The sequence below is a fragment of the Candidatus Eisenbacteria bacterium genome (genome assembly GCA_035712145.1).
Taxonomy (GTDB): Bacteria; Eisenbacteria; RBG-16-71-46; order RBG-16-71-46; family RBG-16-71-46; genus DASTBI01.
Window position 1 is genome coordinate 1 of sequence record DASTBI010000023.1, and the last position, 16,923, is coordinate 16,923.

A 16,923-nucleotide genomic window follows, 5' to 3' on the forward strand; every position below is an offset into this window, starting at 1 on the left:
GTGAGGGAGGCCGTGATGTTTGCTCGCGAAAACAATCTCCTCGTCTCGATTCGAGGCGGCGGCCATGGTGTGACCGGGAATGCCGTGTGCAACGACGGACTCGTGATCGACCTGTCGCGGATGCGCAGCGTGCGGGCGGATCCCGTTACACAGACGGCTCGCGCGGAAGGCGGCGCGACATGGGGCGACTTCGACCGCGAAACCCAGGCGTTCGGGCTGGCATCGACTGGCGGGATTGTTCCAACGACGGGCATCGCGGGACTGACACTCGGCGGAGGAATCGGGTACCTGAACCGCAAGTACGGGCTGGCCTGTGACAACCTGATTTCAGCCGACGTCGTGACCGCAGACGGACGCGTGCTGAAGGCGAGCGTCGAAGATAATGCCGATCTCTTCTGGGCGCTTCGCGGCGGCGGCGGAAATTTCGGGGTGGTGACCTCGTTCGAATATCGCGTACACCCGGTGGGTCCCGTGCTCGGTGGCGAGCTGATCTTCCCTCTGGATCGGGCGAAGGAGACGCTGCGCTTCTACCGCGACTGGTCCCTGGCCGCGCCGGACGAGGTGAGGGCCGATGCCACACTGCTTTCGGGCCCGGAAGGTCCCGCGCTCGCCTTCATCGTGTGCTATTGCGGATCCATCGACGATGGCGAGCGCGTCCTGCGGCCCCTTCGGCAGTTCGGTTCTCCGATCGTAGACACCATTGGTCCCTCTCCGTACGCCCGCATCCAAAACCTGCTGACGGAGGTCCTCGCGCCGGGCTTCTGTCATTACTGGAAGAGCGGTTTCTTCCGCACCTTCAGTGACGACGCGATCGAGACGCTCGTCGATTTCTTCGCGGCGGATGTTCCCTCGCCGTTCGCAGCCGTGGCGATCGAACACTTGGGGGGCGCGATCGGCCGGGTCGGCGAGCGGGACACCGCCTTCAGCCATCGACGCGCACAGCACAGTTGCCTCGTTCTCAGGGCATGGCGTGACCCGGCGGCGTCGCACGACAACATCGCGTGGGGACGCTCCTGCTACGGCGCCATGGAGCCATTCCTGGAGCAGGGCGTCTATGTGAACTATCTCGGTGACGAGGGCGAGAGTCGGGTCAGGGCCGCTTATGGCGCCAACTACCAGCGGCTGGCTGCGCTCAAGCAGAAGTACGACCCTGCGAACCTGTTCCGCATGAATCAGAACATCGCGCCGGCCGTGGGCAGAGCGACCGGAATGGCAAGCTGATCTCCATCGAAGCACCAATGACTGAGCAGCAGCTTGGATCAGTCGTCATCGGTGGAAGCCAAGCAGGCTTGGCTGTCGGCTACCACCTCAGGCAAAGGGGGCTGCCGTTCGTCATCCTCGACGAGAACGACCGCGTCGGTGCTGCCTGGCGGAATCGGTGGGATTCGTTGCGTCTGTTTACACCGGGCCGTTACAACGGGTTGCCGGGAATGCCGTTTCCGGGTTCGCCCGGGGCCTATCCGACAAAGGACGAGACCGCCGACTATCTCGAGGCGTATGCCCGTGCATTCGAGCTTCCTGTCCGAACCGGTGTCAAGGTCGACCGGCTGGCGAAGACGGGGGATCGATTCGAAGTGACATGTGGTCAGCAGGCGCTCTCCGCCGAGAACGTGGTCGTGGCGACCGGCGCCTTCAACAACCCGAGAGTTCCGTCGTTCGCGCGCGAGCTGGATCAGAGCATCGTCCAACTCCACTCGAAGGAGTACCGCAACCCATCCCAAATTCAGAAAGGCGCAGTGCTGGTCGTGGGCGCCGGGAACTCCGGGGCGGAGATCGCCATGGAACTCGCTCCCCATCATCAGACATGGTTATCCGGCCCGGACACGGGGCAGGAGCCTGCCCGGGCCGGAACTCGTCTCGATCACCTGCTCACGCCCATGATGTGGTTCGTGGCAACCCGGTTGACGGTCAAGACGGCGCTTGGAAGGAAGCTCCGCGACCACTTTCTCGATCCCCCTCGTGGAATTCCCCTCGGGAGGGTGCGACGAAAGGACTTTGCCCCGGCAGGCATCGAACGAGTGCCGCGTATGACCGGGGTGAAGAATGGAAATCCCATCCTCGAGAATGGAAGGGTCCTCGAGGTGTCGAACGTCATTTGGTGCACCGGCTACGCACCCAATTACAACTGGATCGATCTCTCGCTGCCCAGCCACAATGGCCTTCCCATTCATGATCGAGGCATCGTCGACGCCTGTCCGGGTCTTTACTTCATTGGGCTCCTCTTTCTCTACTCGCTGAGTTCGGCGCTGGTGGGAGGTGTGGGGCGCGATGCCGAGCACATCGTCGACCACATCGTTTCCACGCGACTGTCAAAAAAAGACGACGCTGCGGCCAGAGCGACAACCGCTGGGAGGCAGTATGCGTAACGGGCTCGTGTCCGTACTAGTCATGCTTGCGGGCCTCTGGTACGCCGCGCTTTCCGCTCAACAGCGCGCTCCGGTGATCGACATGCACATGCATGCGCACCATATCCCGCTCAATCTTCCCGCTGGAGCCCCACCTCCATGCCTCCCACGCCCGTGTCAGCCCGAAGGGGCTGCGACGGCGACGCCGGAGGAGTCATTGCGGAAGACCCTCGACGCGATGAACCGCCACAACATCGTCCTGGGATTCCTGAGCGGCGCCGACCTGGGCATCGTCCAGAACTGGGTCGCGGCGGCCCCCGGCCGGTTCATCGCTTCGCCCTTCATTGAGAAGCCCGGTGAGCTCACGCCGCAGATGCTCAGGCAGGAGTACACGGCGAGACGCCTGGCCGGCATGGGTGAGATCGGATCGCAGCTCATGGGCGTGGCGCCAAACGATCCGGCGCTGGCCCCGTACTTTGCACTGGCGGAGGAGTTCGATGTCCCTGTCCTCATTCACACCGAAGGGATTGGTCCACCGGTACCGGGGTTCCGCTCGGCCGCGGGCAGTCCGCTCCTCCTCGAGGAGGTGCTGGTTCGACATAGGAACCTCAGAGTGTTCGTCGAGAACAGCGGGTATCCGTTCCTCGACGAGATGATCGCGATGATGTATCAATATCCTCAACTCTACGGCGATCTGTCGACGATCACTTGGATCATCCCGCGCTCTGCGTTTCACCGGTACGTCGAGGCCCTCGTTCGCGCCGGCCTCGGGAACCGCTTGATGTTTGGCTCCGACCAGATGCGATGGCCCGAGAAGATTGACGAGGCGATCGAAGCGATCGAGGAGGCGAATTACCTGACCGCCGAGGAGAAGCGAGACATCTTCTACAACAACGCGGCCCGGTTTCTGCGCCTTGAAGGGGGACGTAAGTAGCGGAAGATGGTGCCTTGCCGCGCGGAGGCGTCGCGATGATCATCAACGGCTCGCGCTTGCCACCCACCTGGAACAGGATTAATTCGGTCGATTGCGTCGCGCTCCGGTTTCACGCTTTTCCAGCATCATTGAATTCAGGGCTTTGAGCACGCCTCGGATGCGGCCGCAGGCCGAGGGTCACGGATCGAAGCCGCGCAAGCATTTGCGCGATGTCAGCGGGAGATTGGATGGCGCCGGAAGAACGTGGCAAGCGTCGAGGCGACCGCAGCGGGATCCTGGACCAACATCCCGTGGTTCACACCTGCAATGACGACACCCTCGACATTGGGCAGCGACGACAGAAGCCGCCGATGGGTCTCGCCAAAGCGAGGCCAGAGCGTGTCGCTTTCCCCGCCGAGCACAGCCAGGACCGGCTGCGTGATTCGCTGCGCCTCATCCTCGTTGAACGTCCACGCTCCCAAACCGGGGATCTCCTGCTCGAACCATGTCGGGGCGTCCACGACGGCTTGGGCGAAGGAACCTGGCAGCACCCGATCAAGTCGGGGGCGGTAGTCCGCTCCAAACCGCATTTTCAGGAAGTCGTCGATCACGACTTCGGCGCCCTCTCGTCGAGAGCGTTCCTGACCCTTCGATAGTGCATCCAGATACGCTTGACCGCCGAAGACCGCCGGTTCGAGTAGCGCCAACGACTCGATCAACTCCGGTGAGTCGAGCGCCAGCTGGAGTGCGACGGCACCGCCGTATGAGTGCCCGACCATGTGAGTACGCTCGATGCCGAGGTGCCGCAGTAAGGCGCGGCAATCCGCGGCATGTTGCGCAACCGTGAGTGCGCCGGCAGCGTGCGTGCTGCCCGTGTAGCCGCGGCGATGATAAACGACCAGCTCATGCCCACTCGCGAGTGCAGACTCGGTGACAAGCGGCCGAAACACGTCTGCAATGAGCGCTCCGTGTATGAACACGATCGGATCACCCGAGCCGGCGCGTTCGTAGGCGAGCGTGAGGCCATCGAGGACCGCCCGGCTCATAGACCACTCCGTCGAGGCGCGTATTCTTGGTGCCGCATGAGACGCCGTCGTGGACTCACTCGCTTGCTGGGCTGAACAGGCCAGCAGTCCCAAACAGAAGAACGACGTTATTGATTTCGCCATTTACATGGGGCTTGGCCACGGTTCCCACCGCGTGTCAATGTCACGCCTGAAGAGTTGACGCATCTCCGAGCCCCACTGGTCGGTTGCATTCGAGGCGAAGGCTAAAAATCTACACGCAGGTCCGAGCACCACCGAAAGGTACAGCGTGCCGCCCGTCTGACGTCGTGGAGCACAACCACTCACGGAGGTAGCCGGCGGCCGGGAGCGGCAGCGCCTGTCAAGAGGGCGCACCTCCGATGCCGCAGAACTGCGTGATAATCGACGCGATCAAGCTCGGGTCGGTGATGCAGGCCAGGTGTCCATGGCCCCCGAGCACCTGCGTGCGTGCCCCAGGAATCGCCGCGGCGGCTCGCAGCGTGGATCGCATCAGCGCAGGCGACGTCTCGGCGCCGACCAGGACGAGCGTCGGCGCGTCGACGCGGTCGAGGGCGCCCGGCCGGTAGACCCAAGTATGCTCGGTTCGAGCCTCTCGAAGCACCGTCGCTGCGGCGTTCAGATACGCAGGCCACTGCGGCGCCGCACGTCTGGTCTCAACGTCCTCCTCGCTCATCTCGAGGATGTCGATCAGCACGGCGCGGATCACTTTCTCGGCATCGCCCCCCGCGAGCGCTTCCTCGTGAGTTTCAAGCCACCCCGGCGGATAGGCAATCCCCAATCCGGGTTCGTACAGGATCACGCGCGACACGTTATTGGTGAGCGCCGCAGCACCCATGGCGCAGCCCGCGCCGTACGAGTGGCCCCAGAGGGCGACGGATCCGGCGCGGGCCGCGATGGCGTCCACCACGGCCGCGACATCTTCGAACTCCTGCTCGATGGTGTATCCGTCGCCGTCGCCGCTGGCTCCGAACCCTCGACGGTCGATCGCGTATGTGGTCATGGCTGGTTGCAGGTGCGCAACCAGCGGCTCGAAGATCGTGTAATCACGCAACGACCCGTGCACGAGCACGATCGGCGGACCCTTGCCTTGGACCCAGACCCTGATCGTCGTTCCATCGGTCGACTGGACACCGAATGAGCCGGCGAGGCCTGCGGCCTCATGGGAATCCATGGCACTCCGCGGCGCTGTGCCGAAGGGGCACGCAAGACGGCAGAATACACCTGTTCAGCACTTGTTCTGAAGCCCATTGCGCCACAAAGCAACGTCGCTAAGATCCAACATAGGTGACGGCACGAGCGTGCATTCTTCGAAACCTTCTGGACCGACTCACAGTCATGGCGATGATGATGCGCTCATCAGGGGGCTGCAGAAGGGGGACGAGCGCGCCTTCAGTGAGGTCGTCGAAAACTGGAGCGGCATGATGCTTCGCCTGGCGCTCTCGCACGTCGAGAGTCGTGCGGTTGCGGAGGAGGTCGTGCAGGACGCGTGGCTGACAGTGTTGCGCTCGCTGGATCGGTTCGAACGCCGCTCCTCTCTTCGCACCTGGGTGCTCGGCATCGTCGTGAACTGTGCGCGGTCACGCGCCCGTACAGAGCGGCGCATCGTCACTACCTCATCTGAGTCGGGCCCCGTCGTCGATCCGGTCCGGTTTCTGCCCGCCAACCATCCCCGATGGCCTCACCATTGGGCCGCCGAGCCTACAGAGTGGCGCACGCCGGAAGCGGAGCTGCTCGTTCGAGAGACGCGCAGCGTGATCCTCGATGCGATCGATGCGCTCCCGTCAACGCAGCGTGAAGTCGTTCTCCTGCGCGATGTCGAAGGACTCCAATCCACCGAGGTCTGTAACATTCTCCGAATCACGGACACTCATCAACGAGTGCTGCTGCACCGGGCACGCTCGCGGGTCCGCAATGCGCTCGAGCGGTACTTTGCCGCGACGGAGGCGACGTGATCGTGACGGACCTGCCGGAATTGCCGTGCCGGGAGCTGGTGGAGCTCGTGACCGACTATCTCGAGGACCGGCTCTCGCCTATCGACCGGGCTCGGTTCGAGGCGCACCTCACGGAGTGCGAGGCCTGCCGGACCTACCTGGAACAGTTTCGCGAGACGATCCGCGTACTCGGGCGCCTGCCCGAAGAGTCGCTTTCGCCCGAAGCTCGCGAGGCGCTGCTCACGGCCTTCCGCGGCTGGTCTCGCCTCTAACCCTCCTGCTGTAACGTCCGGCCCGTCTGCGGCACTCATGGCAGAAACGTCGAACCTTACGAGGAGGTATTCCCATGCCCGTTCTTCAGCTGGACGAGTTCAAGACCAGGCAGCGCGCCACGTGGGAGGGCGGCGATTACAGCGCGTGCTCGCCCTACATCGCCGACGTCGGCGAGCTCGTAGTGACGCGCGCCGGCATCACGCCGGGGATGCGGGTACTCGATGTCGCATGCGGCACCGGAAACGCTGCCTGGCCCGCGGCCCGGGCCGGCGCTCACGTGACTGGGCTCGACCTTGCGGCCAAACTGCTCGAGGTGGGCCGGGCCAGAGCCAGGGCGGAAGGGCTCGAGATCGAGTGGCGAGAGGGCGACGCCGAGCATCTGCCTTTCGAGGACGGGAGCTTCGACCGGGTGCTCTCGACGTTCGGCCACATGTTCGCTCCGCGTCACCAGCGAACGGCCCAGGAGATGGCGCGAGTGTGCCGCCGCGGAGGCGCCATTGTCACCGCGACGTGGACACCCGAGGGCGTGTTCGGCGACCTCTCGAAAGCGGCGGCACCCTATATGCCGCCGCCGCCCGACTACGCCTCGCCGCCGGCGCTGTGGGGCCGCGAGGATCACGTGCGCGAACTCTTTGGTGACGTCGCGACCAAGTTCGAATTCGAGCGCCATGTGAACCGGATCGAGTGGGAGTCGCTCGAATCGTTTGCCGACTTCTTCATGGCGCATTTTCCGCCGATGGTGACGGCGAAGGCGATGCTGGGGGAACGCTTCAGCGAAATGCGAGCAGGCGTTGTCGACGTCTGGAAGCGCGCGAACGAGGTGACCGATGGCAGCTTGCGGCTGCCGCAGGAGTACCTGCTCTCGATTGTCCGGCTCTGACGAAGCGGAACGGACGCTCTGCGTTCGCGTCCGTGGCTGATCCGCGTTCGATTTCTTCAACACTGAGGTAAGGGATGGACATGAGCACCGTCCTGGATACGACACGGACCCAAGCCTTTGCGGAGCACGCGCTCGACATCGTCAATGGCGGCTTCCTGTCGCTGATGCTCAGCGTGGGCCATCGCACCGGCTTGCTCGATACGCTCGCCACATTGGAACCGGCGACGTCGGATCGGATCGCCGCGGCGGCCGGTCTGAACGAACGGTACGTGCGCGAGTGGCTCGGCGCGTTGGTCACAGGCCGAATCATCGAATACGACCCGGCGGCGCGCACGTACTGGCTGCCTAGGGAGCATGCCGCGTCGCTGACCCGCGCCGCTGGGCCTGACAACCTCGCGGAGCTGGCGCAGATCGTGGCAATGCTTGGCCAGGTCGAGAGCGCTATCGTCGAGGTGTTCCGAAAAGGCGGTGGCGTCGATTACCGCGCGTTTGAGCGTTTCCATGCGCTCATGGCCGAGAGCAGCCACACCACACTCGAAGCCACGTTGCTGACCTGCACACTTCCGCTCGTGCCTGGCCTCGTCGATCGACTCGAGGCCGGTACTGACGTCCTCGATATCGGCTGCGGCGAGGGCGTGGCCATCCGCATGATGGCACAACGATTTCCACGCAGCCGGTTCGTGGGTGTGGACATTGCGACCGGGGCCATCGCGACAGCCCGGGCTGAAGCCGAGGCCGCCCGTCTGACCAACGCCCGGTTTGTGGCCCAGGATGCGGCGACCTTCTCGGCGCCCGCGGCGTTCGATTTCATCACCGCGTTTGACGCCATTCACGATCAGGCCGCGCCACGACGCGTCCTCCGTGCGATTCGCGAGGCGCTGCGCACCGGTGGCGTTTTTCTGATGGTGGATATCGCCGCGTCGAGTCACCTTGAAGGCAATCTGGACAATCCGTTGGCGCCATTCCTCTTCACGGTGTCCACGATGCACTGCATGACGGTCTCGCTGGCGCAGGGCGGCGAGGGACTGGGCGCCTGTTGGGGCGAGGAGAAGGCGCGCGAGCTCGTGGCGGAGGCCGGATTCGCGTCCGTCGATGTCTCAAGAGTGGAGGGAGATCCGCTGAACGCTTATTACGTCTGCCGGCCGTAACTGAGGGAGCCGGCACTGCTTCGGAGGGTTCGCTTATGACAATGTCGTCGCAGTCAACCGTCGCTTCCGTAGACCCTTCGTCTGCCACCCGTGTCGAGGTAGACGAGGGCATCGTCGCCGCCGCGCGCGACGTCGGATCCGTCATCTCGAAGCACGTCGAGACGACGGAGCGCGACCGCCGGCTGGCGCCGCCGGTGGTCGATGCGCTTCGAGCCGCGGGACTCTTCCGTCTGTTCACGCCTCGGGCTCTCGGCGGTCTCGAGGTGGATCCGGTGACGTTCGCGCGCGTCGTCGAGGAGGTGTCCACGTTCGACAGTGCCGCGGGCTGGGCGTTTCAGGTCAACACCGGCGCATGGTGGACATCGCGCATGTCGCCCGAAGGCGTCGCCGAACTGTACGAGGACGGCCCCGATTTAATGATGGCCGCGTCGTTCGCCCCTCCCCACCGGGCTGAAGAAGTGCCCGGCGGTTACCGAATCACGGGGCGTGGTCCGCTGGCGAGCACCATCCATGATTCCCGTTGGGCGTTGATGAGTGCGATCGTGTTCGATGGCGACGAGCCGCGCATGACGCCAGCCGGGCCGGACTTCATCTCCGTCGTCATGCGCACGACCGACGTCGAGATCATCGACACCTGGAGCTCCCTCGGGATGCGCGGCACCGATAGCAACGATATCGAGGCAAACGGCGTGTTCGTACCAGAGTCGCGGGCCTTCCGTGTCGAGCCCGATTCCATCGCGTCTTCGCCGTTCGACGGGCCGCTGTACCGGATGCCTGCGCTCGCCGCGACCTACCCGATTATCGCCCCCGTCGCGCTGGCGATCGCCAGCGGCGCCATCCGCGAGCTGCGCGACATTGTGACCACCAAGGTCCCACTCGGTTCGATGAAGAGGGCGCGTGATCGGGGTGCGGTTCAATCCGCCGTCGCCGAAGCAGAAGCGATGGCTCGATCGGCGCGCCTCTTTTTCTACGACGCGCTGACCAGGGCGTGGGAGCGCGCAGTCGCGCAGCAGCCGTTCACGCTCGAGGACAAGGCAGACCTCATGCTGGCCAGCACGTGGGCCGTGCGCACCGCAGCCCGGGCGACCGATCTCATGCACCGTATGGGCGGTACGAGCGGCATCTATACGCGGAGCCGGCTCGAGCGTCACTTCCGCGACGCGCAGACCGTCCGTCACCACGGCTTCGTGTCTGATAGTCGATTGGAGACGGTGGGACAGGTCTATCTCGGGGTCGCGCCGGAGTTTCCCTTCGTGGCGTTTTGACGCTCGCGCCTACGGTGGACACGCTTGCTCCCTGACGGCAGTGGAAAGACTTGAAGAGTCTGGTGTCAGGGACGAATTCGCAACCTGCTCGTGACGCCGCGAGGTGCGCGAATCGCCGATCGTGCCTGCTAGTGCGGGCGTACTAGCGTCACTGGATCACCGATGGCGATCGTGCCCGGACGGGCGACGTCCGAGTTGAGGGCCAGGCGGCCACGGAAGCGTCGGCCGATGTCGCGCAGGACTTCGGCGTCGCGTTCGAGGGTGTCGGGGTCGACTGTCGTCATCGGGCATCGAGCCCGGAGCGAATCGAGACGCACAATCAGGCTGCCGATGTGCAGCTCCGCGCCCGGCCAGTCGCACTCGGCGAGGCCATCCACGCCACCGATCAGGATGTTCGGCCGCAGGCGGCGAATGTCGCGTCCGAATGCGGCGACCGCGCCATCGGTCGCCACCAGCAGGGGCAGGACATCGAATCGATCCTGCACGTCAGAGGCCGCCAGCCACGCATCGTCGCCGGCGGCTCGCTTGACGAGTGCGAGCGCTTCGCGGCTCTTCCACAGGTAACCGTTGATGAGCACATGCCGTTGCGCGCTCAACGTGCCACGCAAGCCCAGCAAGCGATAGTGCCGCCGCGACGTCCGGATCCCTTCGGGGCCGACGACCCAGATCGCGCGATCGCCGAAAATGCCGGTGAAGCCAACCGCCGCCGTCGAAAGACGCTCCCCCGCTAGGGTCTTGACAGGATAGCGCCACAGGCCGGCCACGTACAGTCCCATGGCCGTCTGATGCCGGACGACCCACCGTCGTGACCAGGAGCTGTCACACCCGGCCAGATCCGGCATCTCAAGGGCAGACTCGCACCGACCAAGGAAAGGGTAACGGGATGTCAGCACACGATCGCCCCAGGACCACTGTTCACATCGCCTGCAATGAGGTCGTCCCCGGATGTGGCTTTACGGCCAGCGCCGACACCGAGGAGGAGTTAACCGACAAGGTGGCGGCCCATGCCGCGCAGGATCATGGGGTGCCCGAGGTGACGCCGGAGCTGGCCGCGAAGATCAAAGCCGCGATTAGGCGCCAGTAAGATCGAGACTATGACCGTCCGCGCGGCGGAATCGAGCGACGAGGCCCTCGCGGCGCTGGCCGCGACTGGCGATGAGGCCGCCTTCGAGACGCTCGTCCTGCGCTATCAGCATCGCGTGTTTCGTCTTGCGTGCCGCCTGGCGAGCGAAACCGATGCGCCGGACATCATGCAGGACGCCTTCGTGCAGGTTTATCGCCACATTTCGGCATTCCGCGGTGGCGCGCGGTTCAGCACATGGCTCTACCGGATCGTGACCAATGCCGGACTGATGCATCGCCGCGCTCGTGCGCGCCGGCCCGCCGAATCGCTCGATGAACTCTTACCGCGCTTCGATGCCGACGGAAGACTCGAGGACACGCCTGATGCCCTGCGGGCTGCCTCCCGCGTCGACGAGTTGCTGGACCGGCAGGTGTTGGCGAAGAAGGCACAGGCCGCCATCGAGGGGCTGCCCGATCTGTATCGGGAGGCGTTCGTGCTGCGCGACCTCGAGGAACTGTCCACGGCCGACGTGGCGCAGGTGTTGGGCGTGGAACCGGCGACGGTACGGCAGCGCGTCCATCGAGCCAGGCTGATGGTGCGTGAATATCTGGGCGCGCTCGCCGGAGACAGGCCATGAAAGACATCGTCTGCATGTCGGGCGTCGAGTTGTTGATGGAGTACCTGGAAGGCGCCCTGGCACCGGATGTCCGCGCGGCGATCGAGGCGCATGTCGCCGGCTGTCAACGCTGCGACGCATTCATCGCCTCGTACCTCGAGACGCCGCGCATTGTGCGCGATGCGACTCGGATGGAGATGCCTGCCGACCTGGAGGCATCGCTGCTGGCGGCGCTGCGCCGCGCGATGCACCGTCACGATGGATAGCGTCACGGACGAGTACACGGTCATTGGAGAAAGGCGATGCACGTTCCTGTCAGCGTTTCAACCGTCACGGCGATTTCGGCGCTGCTCGCTGTCTCTCTTGCGACGCTGATCGACGCCTCGAGTGGCCAGAAGTCCATCTTCTCCGAAGCGCAGGCCTACGAGCACTTCATGGGACGCTGGAGCCGCAGGCTGGCTCCTCTCTTCGTCCGTTTTGCCGGCGTGCGCGACGCCGACACCGTACTCGACGTCGGGTCGGGCACCGGCGCGCTCACAGCGGCCGTCGCGAAAGTGGCGCCGTCGAGCCGCATCGTCGGTATCGATCCGTCGGCGTCGTACGTCGCGCTTGCGCAGTCGCAGCACGGCAGCAGGCGTGTCCTCTTCGAGGTCGGCGACGCGCAGCACATGCGCTTCGACGACGCGATGTTCGACCGCACGTTATCGCTCCTGGTCGTCAACTTCATCCCGGACGTACGCAAGGCCCTGGGCGAAATGACGCGGGTCACGAAACCGAAGGGCACTGTCGCAGCCGCGGTCTGGGACTACGGTGACGGCATGGAGATGCTGCGCGCGTTCTGGGACGAGGCGGTAGCGCTCACACCGGCGCATGCCACGAAGGACGAGCGCAACCTGCCGCTCTGCCGCCGCGACGATCTCGCGGCGCTGTGGCGCGGGCAGGGCCTGCATGACGTCGTCGAAGAGGCGCTGACCATCGAGACGCGTTTCGCGTCGTTCGACGATTTCTGGAAGCCGTTTCTGGAACAGCAGGGGCCTGCCGGCGCCTACGCGGCGTCGCTGTCAGGTGAGGACCGGGAAGCGTTGCGGCTGCGCCTGCGCGGGAGGCTGCTCGGCGGTGGCCCCGATAGGGCTATCGTCATGCACGCGCGCGCTTGGGCCGTCCGCGGCACCATTCCCTGATCTTTCACAAGGCTCGAGCGGCTCACTTCCGAAGGGAGTGCACGCAGGGCGCGCAGGCGGGCCTGAGTACCCGCCTGATGCATCGCTACATGGTCGCAGTCGGCCGGTTGACAACCCGCGACTGGGAGGTGCGGCTGCGCCTGCTCAGCGCCTTCCACATGATCGCCGGACCCGAATCGCTCTTTGCGCCGTCGATGCTGTGGCGCGTCGTGGCGGCCAGCGGCCGACGCTTGAGCCGTTCACGGGCCGACTGTAGCGTCTATGACCGATCCTTTCACACCTGGGCGGTCGATGACCTTCGGCGACACCGGCTATGAGTTCCATGCGGCAAGACGTGGCTGGTTGACGTGGCGTGATACTTCATTATTCGTCGCTCACAGGCTCAACGGTCAGCACCTCAACGCCGCGCGGGCGGTCTTCGACGCCGCGCCCGCCGAGTTCAGGATGGTGGCGATCCAGTAGCCACAGTTCTGGGATGAGCGCGGCCTCAATCACCCCGCGATGGAATACACGGACGACACCGCTCTCGGAGATGACGATGGCGATGGAGCCCACTTTCTGCGAAATCGACGCCGCCGCCAAATGGCGGCTTCCGAGTCCGAGCGGGAGATCAATGTGCTCGCCGGATGCGTCGAGATAACGACACGCGGCCACAAACGTTCCGGCTTCCGAGATCACGAAGGCGCCATCGAGCTGGGCCAGCTCTTTGATCGTGCCGCGCAGATTCGGATCGGTGATGTGCGTGCGCGCAGGTGCGTGAGCCGCCAAAGGATCGAGTATGAGCGGTCGAGACGCCGCAAGTACTGCTTCAGCGTTACCGAGGGTGAAGAGCGTGCCGATGCGGCGGCCTTCACGACCTTCGCGAGCAATCTCGAGTGCCAGCTCCACCGTCGGCTCGAGAACAGCCAGCTCGCACCACGGGATCTGGCTACACAACTTCTGCAGAACCGCGATGCTCATCGCGCACCTGCTTCCTGCTAGCATTTGGTTCCAGCACACCGCTGTTCTTGCCTAGTGTTCAGCGTGGACGATGACGAACAACAGAGGGTCAGACAGCGGGACGCCGCGGAAGAAATGCCTTCGCACGAGTTCGCCCGAACAGCCGCCGCAGCGCCTGAGCTCAAGGGATCCGCAGGCACGTCCACACGACGATTCTAGCGCTCTGTAAGCGTTACCACTGAGGCCATCGATTCAGCCCGATCGTGATTTCAGGGGTGATTGCGGCAAAGAGAGTCTGAGCGCGCGTCGCCTTCAGTGGCTGGACATGCAGGGCTTGACAACGCGGTGAAGACGGTCGTATGGGTATTAGTACCACGTGAGACGGAAACGTGAGGTTCAAATGGAGGAACCACCGGACTCGTAGGGCGCATCTTCGAGGGACCGCATGTTAGCCCCATCGTAGGTGCGCGTACGAACAATCAAACGCATAGTTCGTTATCGAATCCTGACTCGCGCCAGGATGCGTGTAACCCACGCTGTGAAACGCCCGCTCTCGAGACGACCGCTCGAGGCGGGCGTTTCCCTTTTCGCCGAACCCTGAGTCTCGACGGCACCAGAGCTTTTTCCAACGGTTCAGAGACGCCTCTAGCGAAGGCCGTCAGGCTCACTCGCAATTCGCTTGAGGAAGTCAGCCGCCACGCGGACCTTGGGGTCGCGCCGACCGCAGAGATCCGCCGCAGCTCGCGCGGTGAACTCGTCGCTGGTCGCGAGGAACAACTTGGTCCGGAAACACTGGAGCAACGTGCGCCAACTCTCGTCACCGGGCAGCGCGGAACGCAGCGCACTGACGCTCTGGGTCGCGACGATGGGAATCAGCCGTGCCTGCCGCGACAACGCGAAGGTGCGCTCGTCGCCCGTCGGGTCGGTTTCGCCGACGTTCGCGCGCTGACGACTGCGGAACTGCAGCAGGGCCTGGACCGTGACAGCGGGTTGCACGTGCTGAACGTGCAGACGGACAAGTTCTTCGCCGGCGAGTTGATCCCCGGCTCGCGGCGAGTGCCGCTCGATGCGATCGGGCCTGGCACTCCTGAACTGGCGAAGGATGCGGAGATCGTGACCTACTGCGGGGGGCCAGCGTGCTCGCAGAGCATCGAGGCGGCGACGAAACTGACCGAACTGGGCTACACGAACGTCCGCGCCTACCGTGAGGGGCTGGAGGGCTGGAAAGCGGCCGGCAACGAAGTCGTTGCACCGAGTCCGGCGCCAGCCGCATGACGGACGATCGAAGGCGGCGGTTCGGCATCCGCGCGGGCCGCCGCCGCGCTTAGCTTCACCCGTTCCGAGCCGTTGGAGTAATTCTCCCCAGGCCGCGTAGTTCGACCGGCCCTACTATCGCCCGATCGACGACCCCACAGTGACAGTTCGGCATGAATACCCTACGCGGGCCGCTCCGTAAGAACCTCGCCACGCCTTGCAGGCAGCGGTGCTTTCGCACCACCGAGGCGTTCGCCGTTCAGCAGGGCGTCCAGGCTGGCATAGGCGTAAATAGTCGGGGCGTGATTATGCATCAGGCCGCCGGTGTCGGCCGTCGGGCCGTAATTGCTATGCAGATCGCGGCCGAGCATCCGCAGCATCGCCATCTGCTGGCCACGGTGATGCGAGCTGTGCGTGAGCCGGCGCGTCATGACCCAAGCCCTCGAGCGAGGCACATCGAAAAACTGGACGACCCCTTCCCACCACGGCTCGTCGGTCAGCCGCAACCGATCAAGCCGTTTGCGGCTGGCATCAGCGTAGCGCGTCATGAACTCGAATCGGGTCTCCCGCTCTGGAAGCGGCGGTGCTCCGATGTCGATGCCGAGCATGTTCCGAAACCACGTATCCTCGCTCACGCACTGATGCACCATGTGCTCGTGGACGCTGCGTCCACGCGGATCGTCTAGCTTTGGCCGGACGGGAAGGTCCTCATCTCTGAACTCGCTCCAGACGCTCAGGACCTTCACGACTTCGGTCTCGTAACTGTCGATCAGAAAGTCGTATGTCATGGTTTGTACGTGCCTGAGGCGGCACCAAGGAAGTGCCGCCTCGACATCGTATCGCGGGAAGGTCAGAGCGACTTGAGGTACTCGACGAGGTCTGTTTTCTGCGCGGCTGTCAGGTTCAGCCCAAAGAGCCTGTCGTAGTGCTCGACGACGGAGAGCAGATCGGGTGCGCTCCCGTCGTGGAAGTACGGAGCGTGTTGCAGCAGCCCCCGCAACGGCGTCGTTCGGTACTGTCCCGTCGCCGACCTTAACGCATACGCTGGGTCCATCCCGGTCTCGGCGGGTTGGTGCAGGAACGGCACGCTCGGGTCTGGCCCGGTCAATACGTCTGTGAACGTTCGCCCTTGGTGGCAGGTGGCGCATCCCGCTTCGTTGCGGAACAACGCCCGGCCGCGATTCGCCGCCTGCCGGTCGAAGCTTCCCTCCCGCGCTGCGGGCGGGCGTAGACTCAGTTGATAGTCCAAGAGCGCGGCCAGCTTCGGCGTGACGAGATCCGGCGTCTGGTTGATGAACAGCCCAATGCGGGGATCGTTAAAGGTGCCCTGTCCGCCCATCTGGCCAACGCCAACGTAGCTGTTCCAGTACGAGATGGGACCATCGGCGGTGAAGGTCTCGAACCCTACACCCCTCAGCCCATAGATCGGCGGGATCACAATCGGTAGCGACGGGCTGTTCAGCGGAATAATGTTCGTGCCGTCGAAGGCGTGGTGCCGTGGATCGTACTTGCCGGGCCCCCATGCGTTGAACTCCGCTTTCGTGGCGTCGTCAAGGACGGGTGACAGGGCCACGATCGCCCCGACATTCAGGTCCGTGTTCGCCCACCCGTCCATTCGTCGGCCGATGCCCTTCGTGAAGGAGTCGTCCACCGACGAGTGGCAGAGCGCGCATGTAATGCCCACGCTGGTGAGCCGTCCGAGGTCATCGACTTTCCCTTGAACACCGACGACGGCGTTGAGTCGCAGCAGTTCAACAGTCACGGCGGGGTTCGTCAGATCGACCTGGCCAGCCTGTAGCGGTTCGATCACGGCTGGCGGCAACGCGTCGACGTCCACTTTGAGACCCACCGCCAACGCGGTCGCAGGAGGAACGTTCGCGACGACCTCGTGCATTCGCAGAACGTCGGTCCACAACTGCTCGTCGCCGAACGTGTCGTAGCGGAAGATCTGACGACCTGCGTCGATGCCGCGTTGTTCCTGTGGCCCGGCGAGCGCCGGCGTGTGTGCGGAGACAAGCGCGATCGGAGCTGAGGCTTCCTGTTCGAGAGCCGCAGCCGGCGGGCCGAGT

Annotated in this window: 21 protein-coding genes; 14 read left to right on the forward strand and 7 right to left on the reverse strand. The window is 64.5% G+C overall.

Translation table 11 applies throughout. The features are described 5' to 3' along the window. The 3 genes from VFQ05_01020 to VFQ05_01030 all read left to right on the forward strand — a co-directional run. Positions 1-1,221, forward strand: a 1,221-nt coding sequence (locus VFQ05_01020) for an FAD-binding oxidoreductase (GenBank protein HET9325333.1), incomplete at its 5' end; no start/stop codon positions are given. Between the two features lie 17 nt (positions 1,222-1,238). After that, positions 1,239-2,366, forward strand: coding sequence for an NAD(P)/FAD-dependent oxidoreductase (locus VFQ05_01025; GenBank protein HET9325334.1), 1,128 nt, complete (start codon positions 1,239-1,241; stop codon positions 2,364-2,366). 88 nt (positions 2,367-2,454) lie between these two features. Then, positions 2,455-3,279, forward strand: a complete 825-nt coding sequence (locus VFQ05_01030) for an amidohydrolase family protein (protein HET9325335.1) — start codon at positions 2,455-2,457, stop codon at positions 3,277-3,279. 212 nt (positions 3,280-3,491) lie between these two features. Here VFQ05_01030 and VFQ05_01035 read toward each other — a convergent pair whose 3' ends face one another. Then, complete coding sequence (locus tag VFQ05_01035) at positions 3,492-4,304, reverse strand: alpha/beta hydrolase (protein HET9325336.1); 813 nt, start codon at positions 4,302-4,304, stop codon at positions 3,492-3,494. Between the two features lie 340 nt (positions 4,305-4,644). Beyond that, on the reverse strand, positions 4,645-5,475 hold the full coding sequence (locus VFQ05_01040; protein HET9325337.1) for an alpha/beta hydrolase: 831 nt from the start codon (positions 5,473-5,475) through the stop codon (positions 4,645-4,647). Between the two features lie 127 nt (positions 5,476-5,602). Between VFQ05_01040 and VFQ05_01045 the strand changes: the two genes are divergently transcribed. The 5 genes from VFQ05_01045 to VFQ05_01065 all read left to right on the forward strand — a co-directional run bounded on the left by VFQ05_01045 (position 5,603) and on the right by VFQ05_01065 (position 9,801). Continuing rightward, on the forward strand, positions 5,603-6,256 hold the full coding sequence (locus tag VFQ05_01045; GenBank protein HET9325338.1) for an RNA polymerase sigma factor: 654 nt from the start codon (positions 5,603-5,605) through the stop codon (positions 6,254-6,256). Next, positions 6,256-6,507: a zf-HC2 domain-containing protein gene (locus tag VFQ05_01050; protein HET9325339.1), complete on the forward strand. Its 252-nt coding sequence runs from the start codon at positions 6,256-6,258 to the stop codon at positions 6,505-6,507. Before VFQ05_01045 ends, VFQ05_01050 begins: the two co-directional genes overlap by 1 nt. Positions 6,508-6,581: 74 nt before the next feature. Then, positions 6,582-7,388, forward strand: a complete 807-nt coding sequence (locus VFQ05_01055; GenBank protein ID HET9325340.1) for a class I SAM-dependent methyltransferase — start codon at positions 6,582-6,584, stop codon at positions 7,386-7,388. 80 nt (positions 7,389-7,468) lie between these two features. Then, on the forward strand, positions 7,469-8,536 hold the full coding sequence (locus VFQ05_01060) for a class I SAM-dependent methyltransferase (GenBank protein ID HET9325341.1): 1,068 nt from the start codon (positions 7,469-7,471) through the stop codon (positions 8,534-8,536). Positions 8,537-8,577: 41 nt separating this feature from the next. Next, complete coding sequence (locus VFQ05_01065) at positions 8,578-9,801, forward strand: acyl-CoA dehydrogenase family protein (GenBank protein ID HET9325342.1); 1,224 nt, start codon at positions 8,578-8,580, stop codon at positions 9,799-9,801. A gap of 128 nt (positions 9,802-9,929) precedes the next feature. Here VFQ05_01065 and VFQ05_01070 read toward each other — a convergent pair whose 3' ends face one another. Next, a complete protein-coding gene (locus tag VFQ05_01070; protein HET9325343.1) occupies positions 9,930-10,565 on the reverse strand; it encodes an MOSC N-terminal beta barrel domain-containing protein in 636 nt (211 codons plus the stop codon). 119 nt (positions 10,566-10,684) lie between these two features. Between VFQ05_01070 and VFQ05_01075 the strand changes: the two genes are divergently transcribed. The 5 genes from VFQ05_01075 (at position 10,685) to VFQ05_01095 (ending at position 12,978) form a co-directional block, all read left to right on the forward strand. After that, the gene (locus VFQ05_01075) at positions 10,685-10,885 is read left to right on the forward strand and encodes a DUF1059 domain-containing protein (protein ID HET9325344.1); all 201 of its coding nucleotides are present in this window, start codon (positions 10,685-10,687) and stop codon (positions 10,883-10,885) included. Between the two features lie 10 nt (positions 10,886-10,895). Further along, positions 10,896-11,501, forward strand: coding sequence for a sigma-70 family RNA polymerase sigma factor (locus VFQ05_01080; GenBank protein HET9325345.1), 606 nt, complete (start codon positions 10,896-10,898; stop codon positions 11,499-11,501). Further along, on the forward strand, positions 11,498-11,746 hold the full coding sequence (locus tag VFQ05_01085) for a zf-HC2 domain-containing protein (GenBank protein HET9325346.1): 249 nt from the start codon (positions 11,498-11,500) through the stop codon (positions 11,744-11,746). Before VFQ05_01080 ends, VFQ05_01085 begins: the two co-directional genes overlap by 4 nt. 36 nt (positions 11,747-11,782) lie before the next feature. Beyond that, complete coding sequence (locus VFQ05_01090) at positions 11,783-12,661, forward strand: methyltransferase domain-containing protein (protein HET9325347.1); 879 nt, start codon at positions 11,783-11,785, stop codon at positions 12,659-12,661. A gap of 77 nt (positions 12,662-12,738) precedes the next feature. Continuing rightward, positions 12,739-12,978 carry a hypothetical protein gene (locus VFQ05_01095; GenBank protein HET9325348.1) on the forward strand — a complete coding sequence of 80 codons (240 nt, stop codon included), beginning with the start codon at positions 12,739-12,741 and terminating at the stop codon, positions 12,976-12,978. A gap of 46 nt (positions 12,979-13,024) precedes the next feature. On the opposite strand, the gene VFQ05_01100 is transcribed toward VFQ05_01095, so the two are convergent. Then, positions 13,025-13,621, reverse strand: a complete 597-nt coding sequence (locus VFQ05_01100; protein ID HET9325349.1) for a diadenylate cyclase — start codon at positions 13,619-13,621, stop codon at positions 13,025-13,027. A 624-nt stretch (positions 13,622-14,245) separates the two neighbouring features. After that, positions 14,246-14,596 (reverse strand): TraM recognition domain-containing protein, encoded by a 351-nt coding sequence (locus VFQ05_01105; GenBank protein HET9325350.1) that lies wholly within the window; start codon positions 14,594-14,596, stop codon positions 14,246-14,248. Between VFQ05_01105 and VFQ05_01110 the strand changes: the two genes are divergently transcribed. Beyond that, complete coding sequence (locus tag VFQ05_01110; protein ID HET9325351.1) at positions 14,597-14,875, forward strand: rhodanese-like domain-containing protein; 279 nt, start codon at positions 14,597-14,599, stop codon at positions 14,873-14,875. A gap of 161 nt (positions 14,876-15,036) precedes the next feature. On the opposite strand, the gene VFQ05_01115 is transcribed toward VFQ05_01110, so the two are convergent. Beyond that, entirely contained in the window at positions 15,037-15,642 is a 606-nt protein-coding gene (locus tag VFQ05_01115) for a DinB family protein (GenBank protein ID HET9325352.1), read from the reverse strand. 62 nt (positions 15,643-15,704) lie between these two features. Next, positions 15,705-16,923 (reverse strand): hypothetical protein (locus VFQ05_01120; GenBank protein ID HET9325353.1); only part of this gene is annotated, 1,219 nt, incomplete at its 5' end.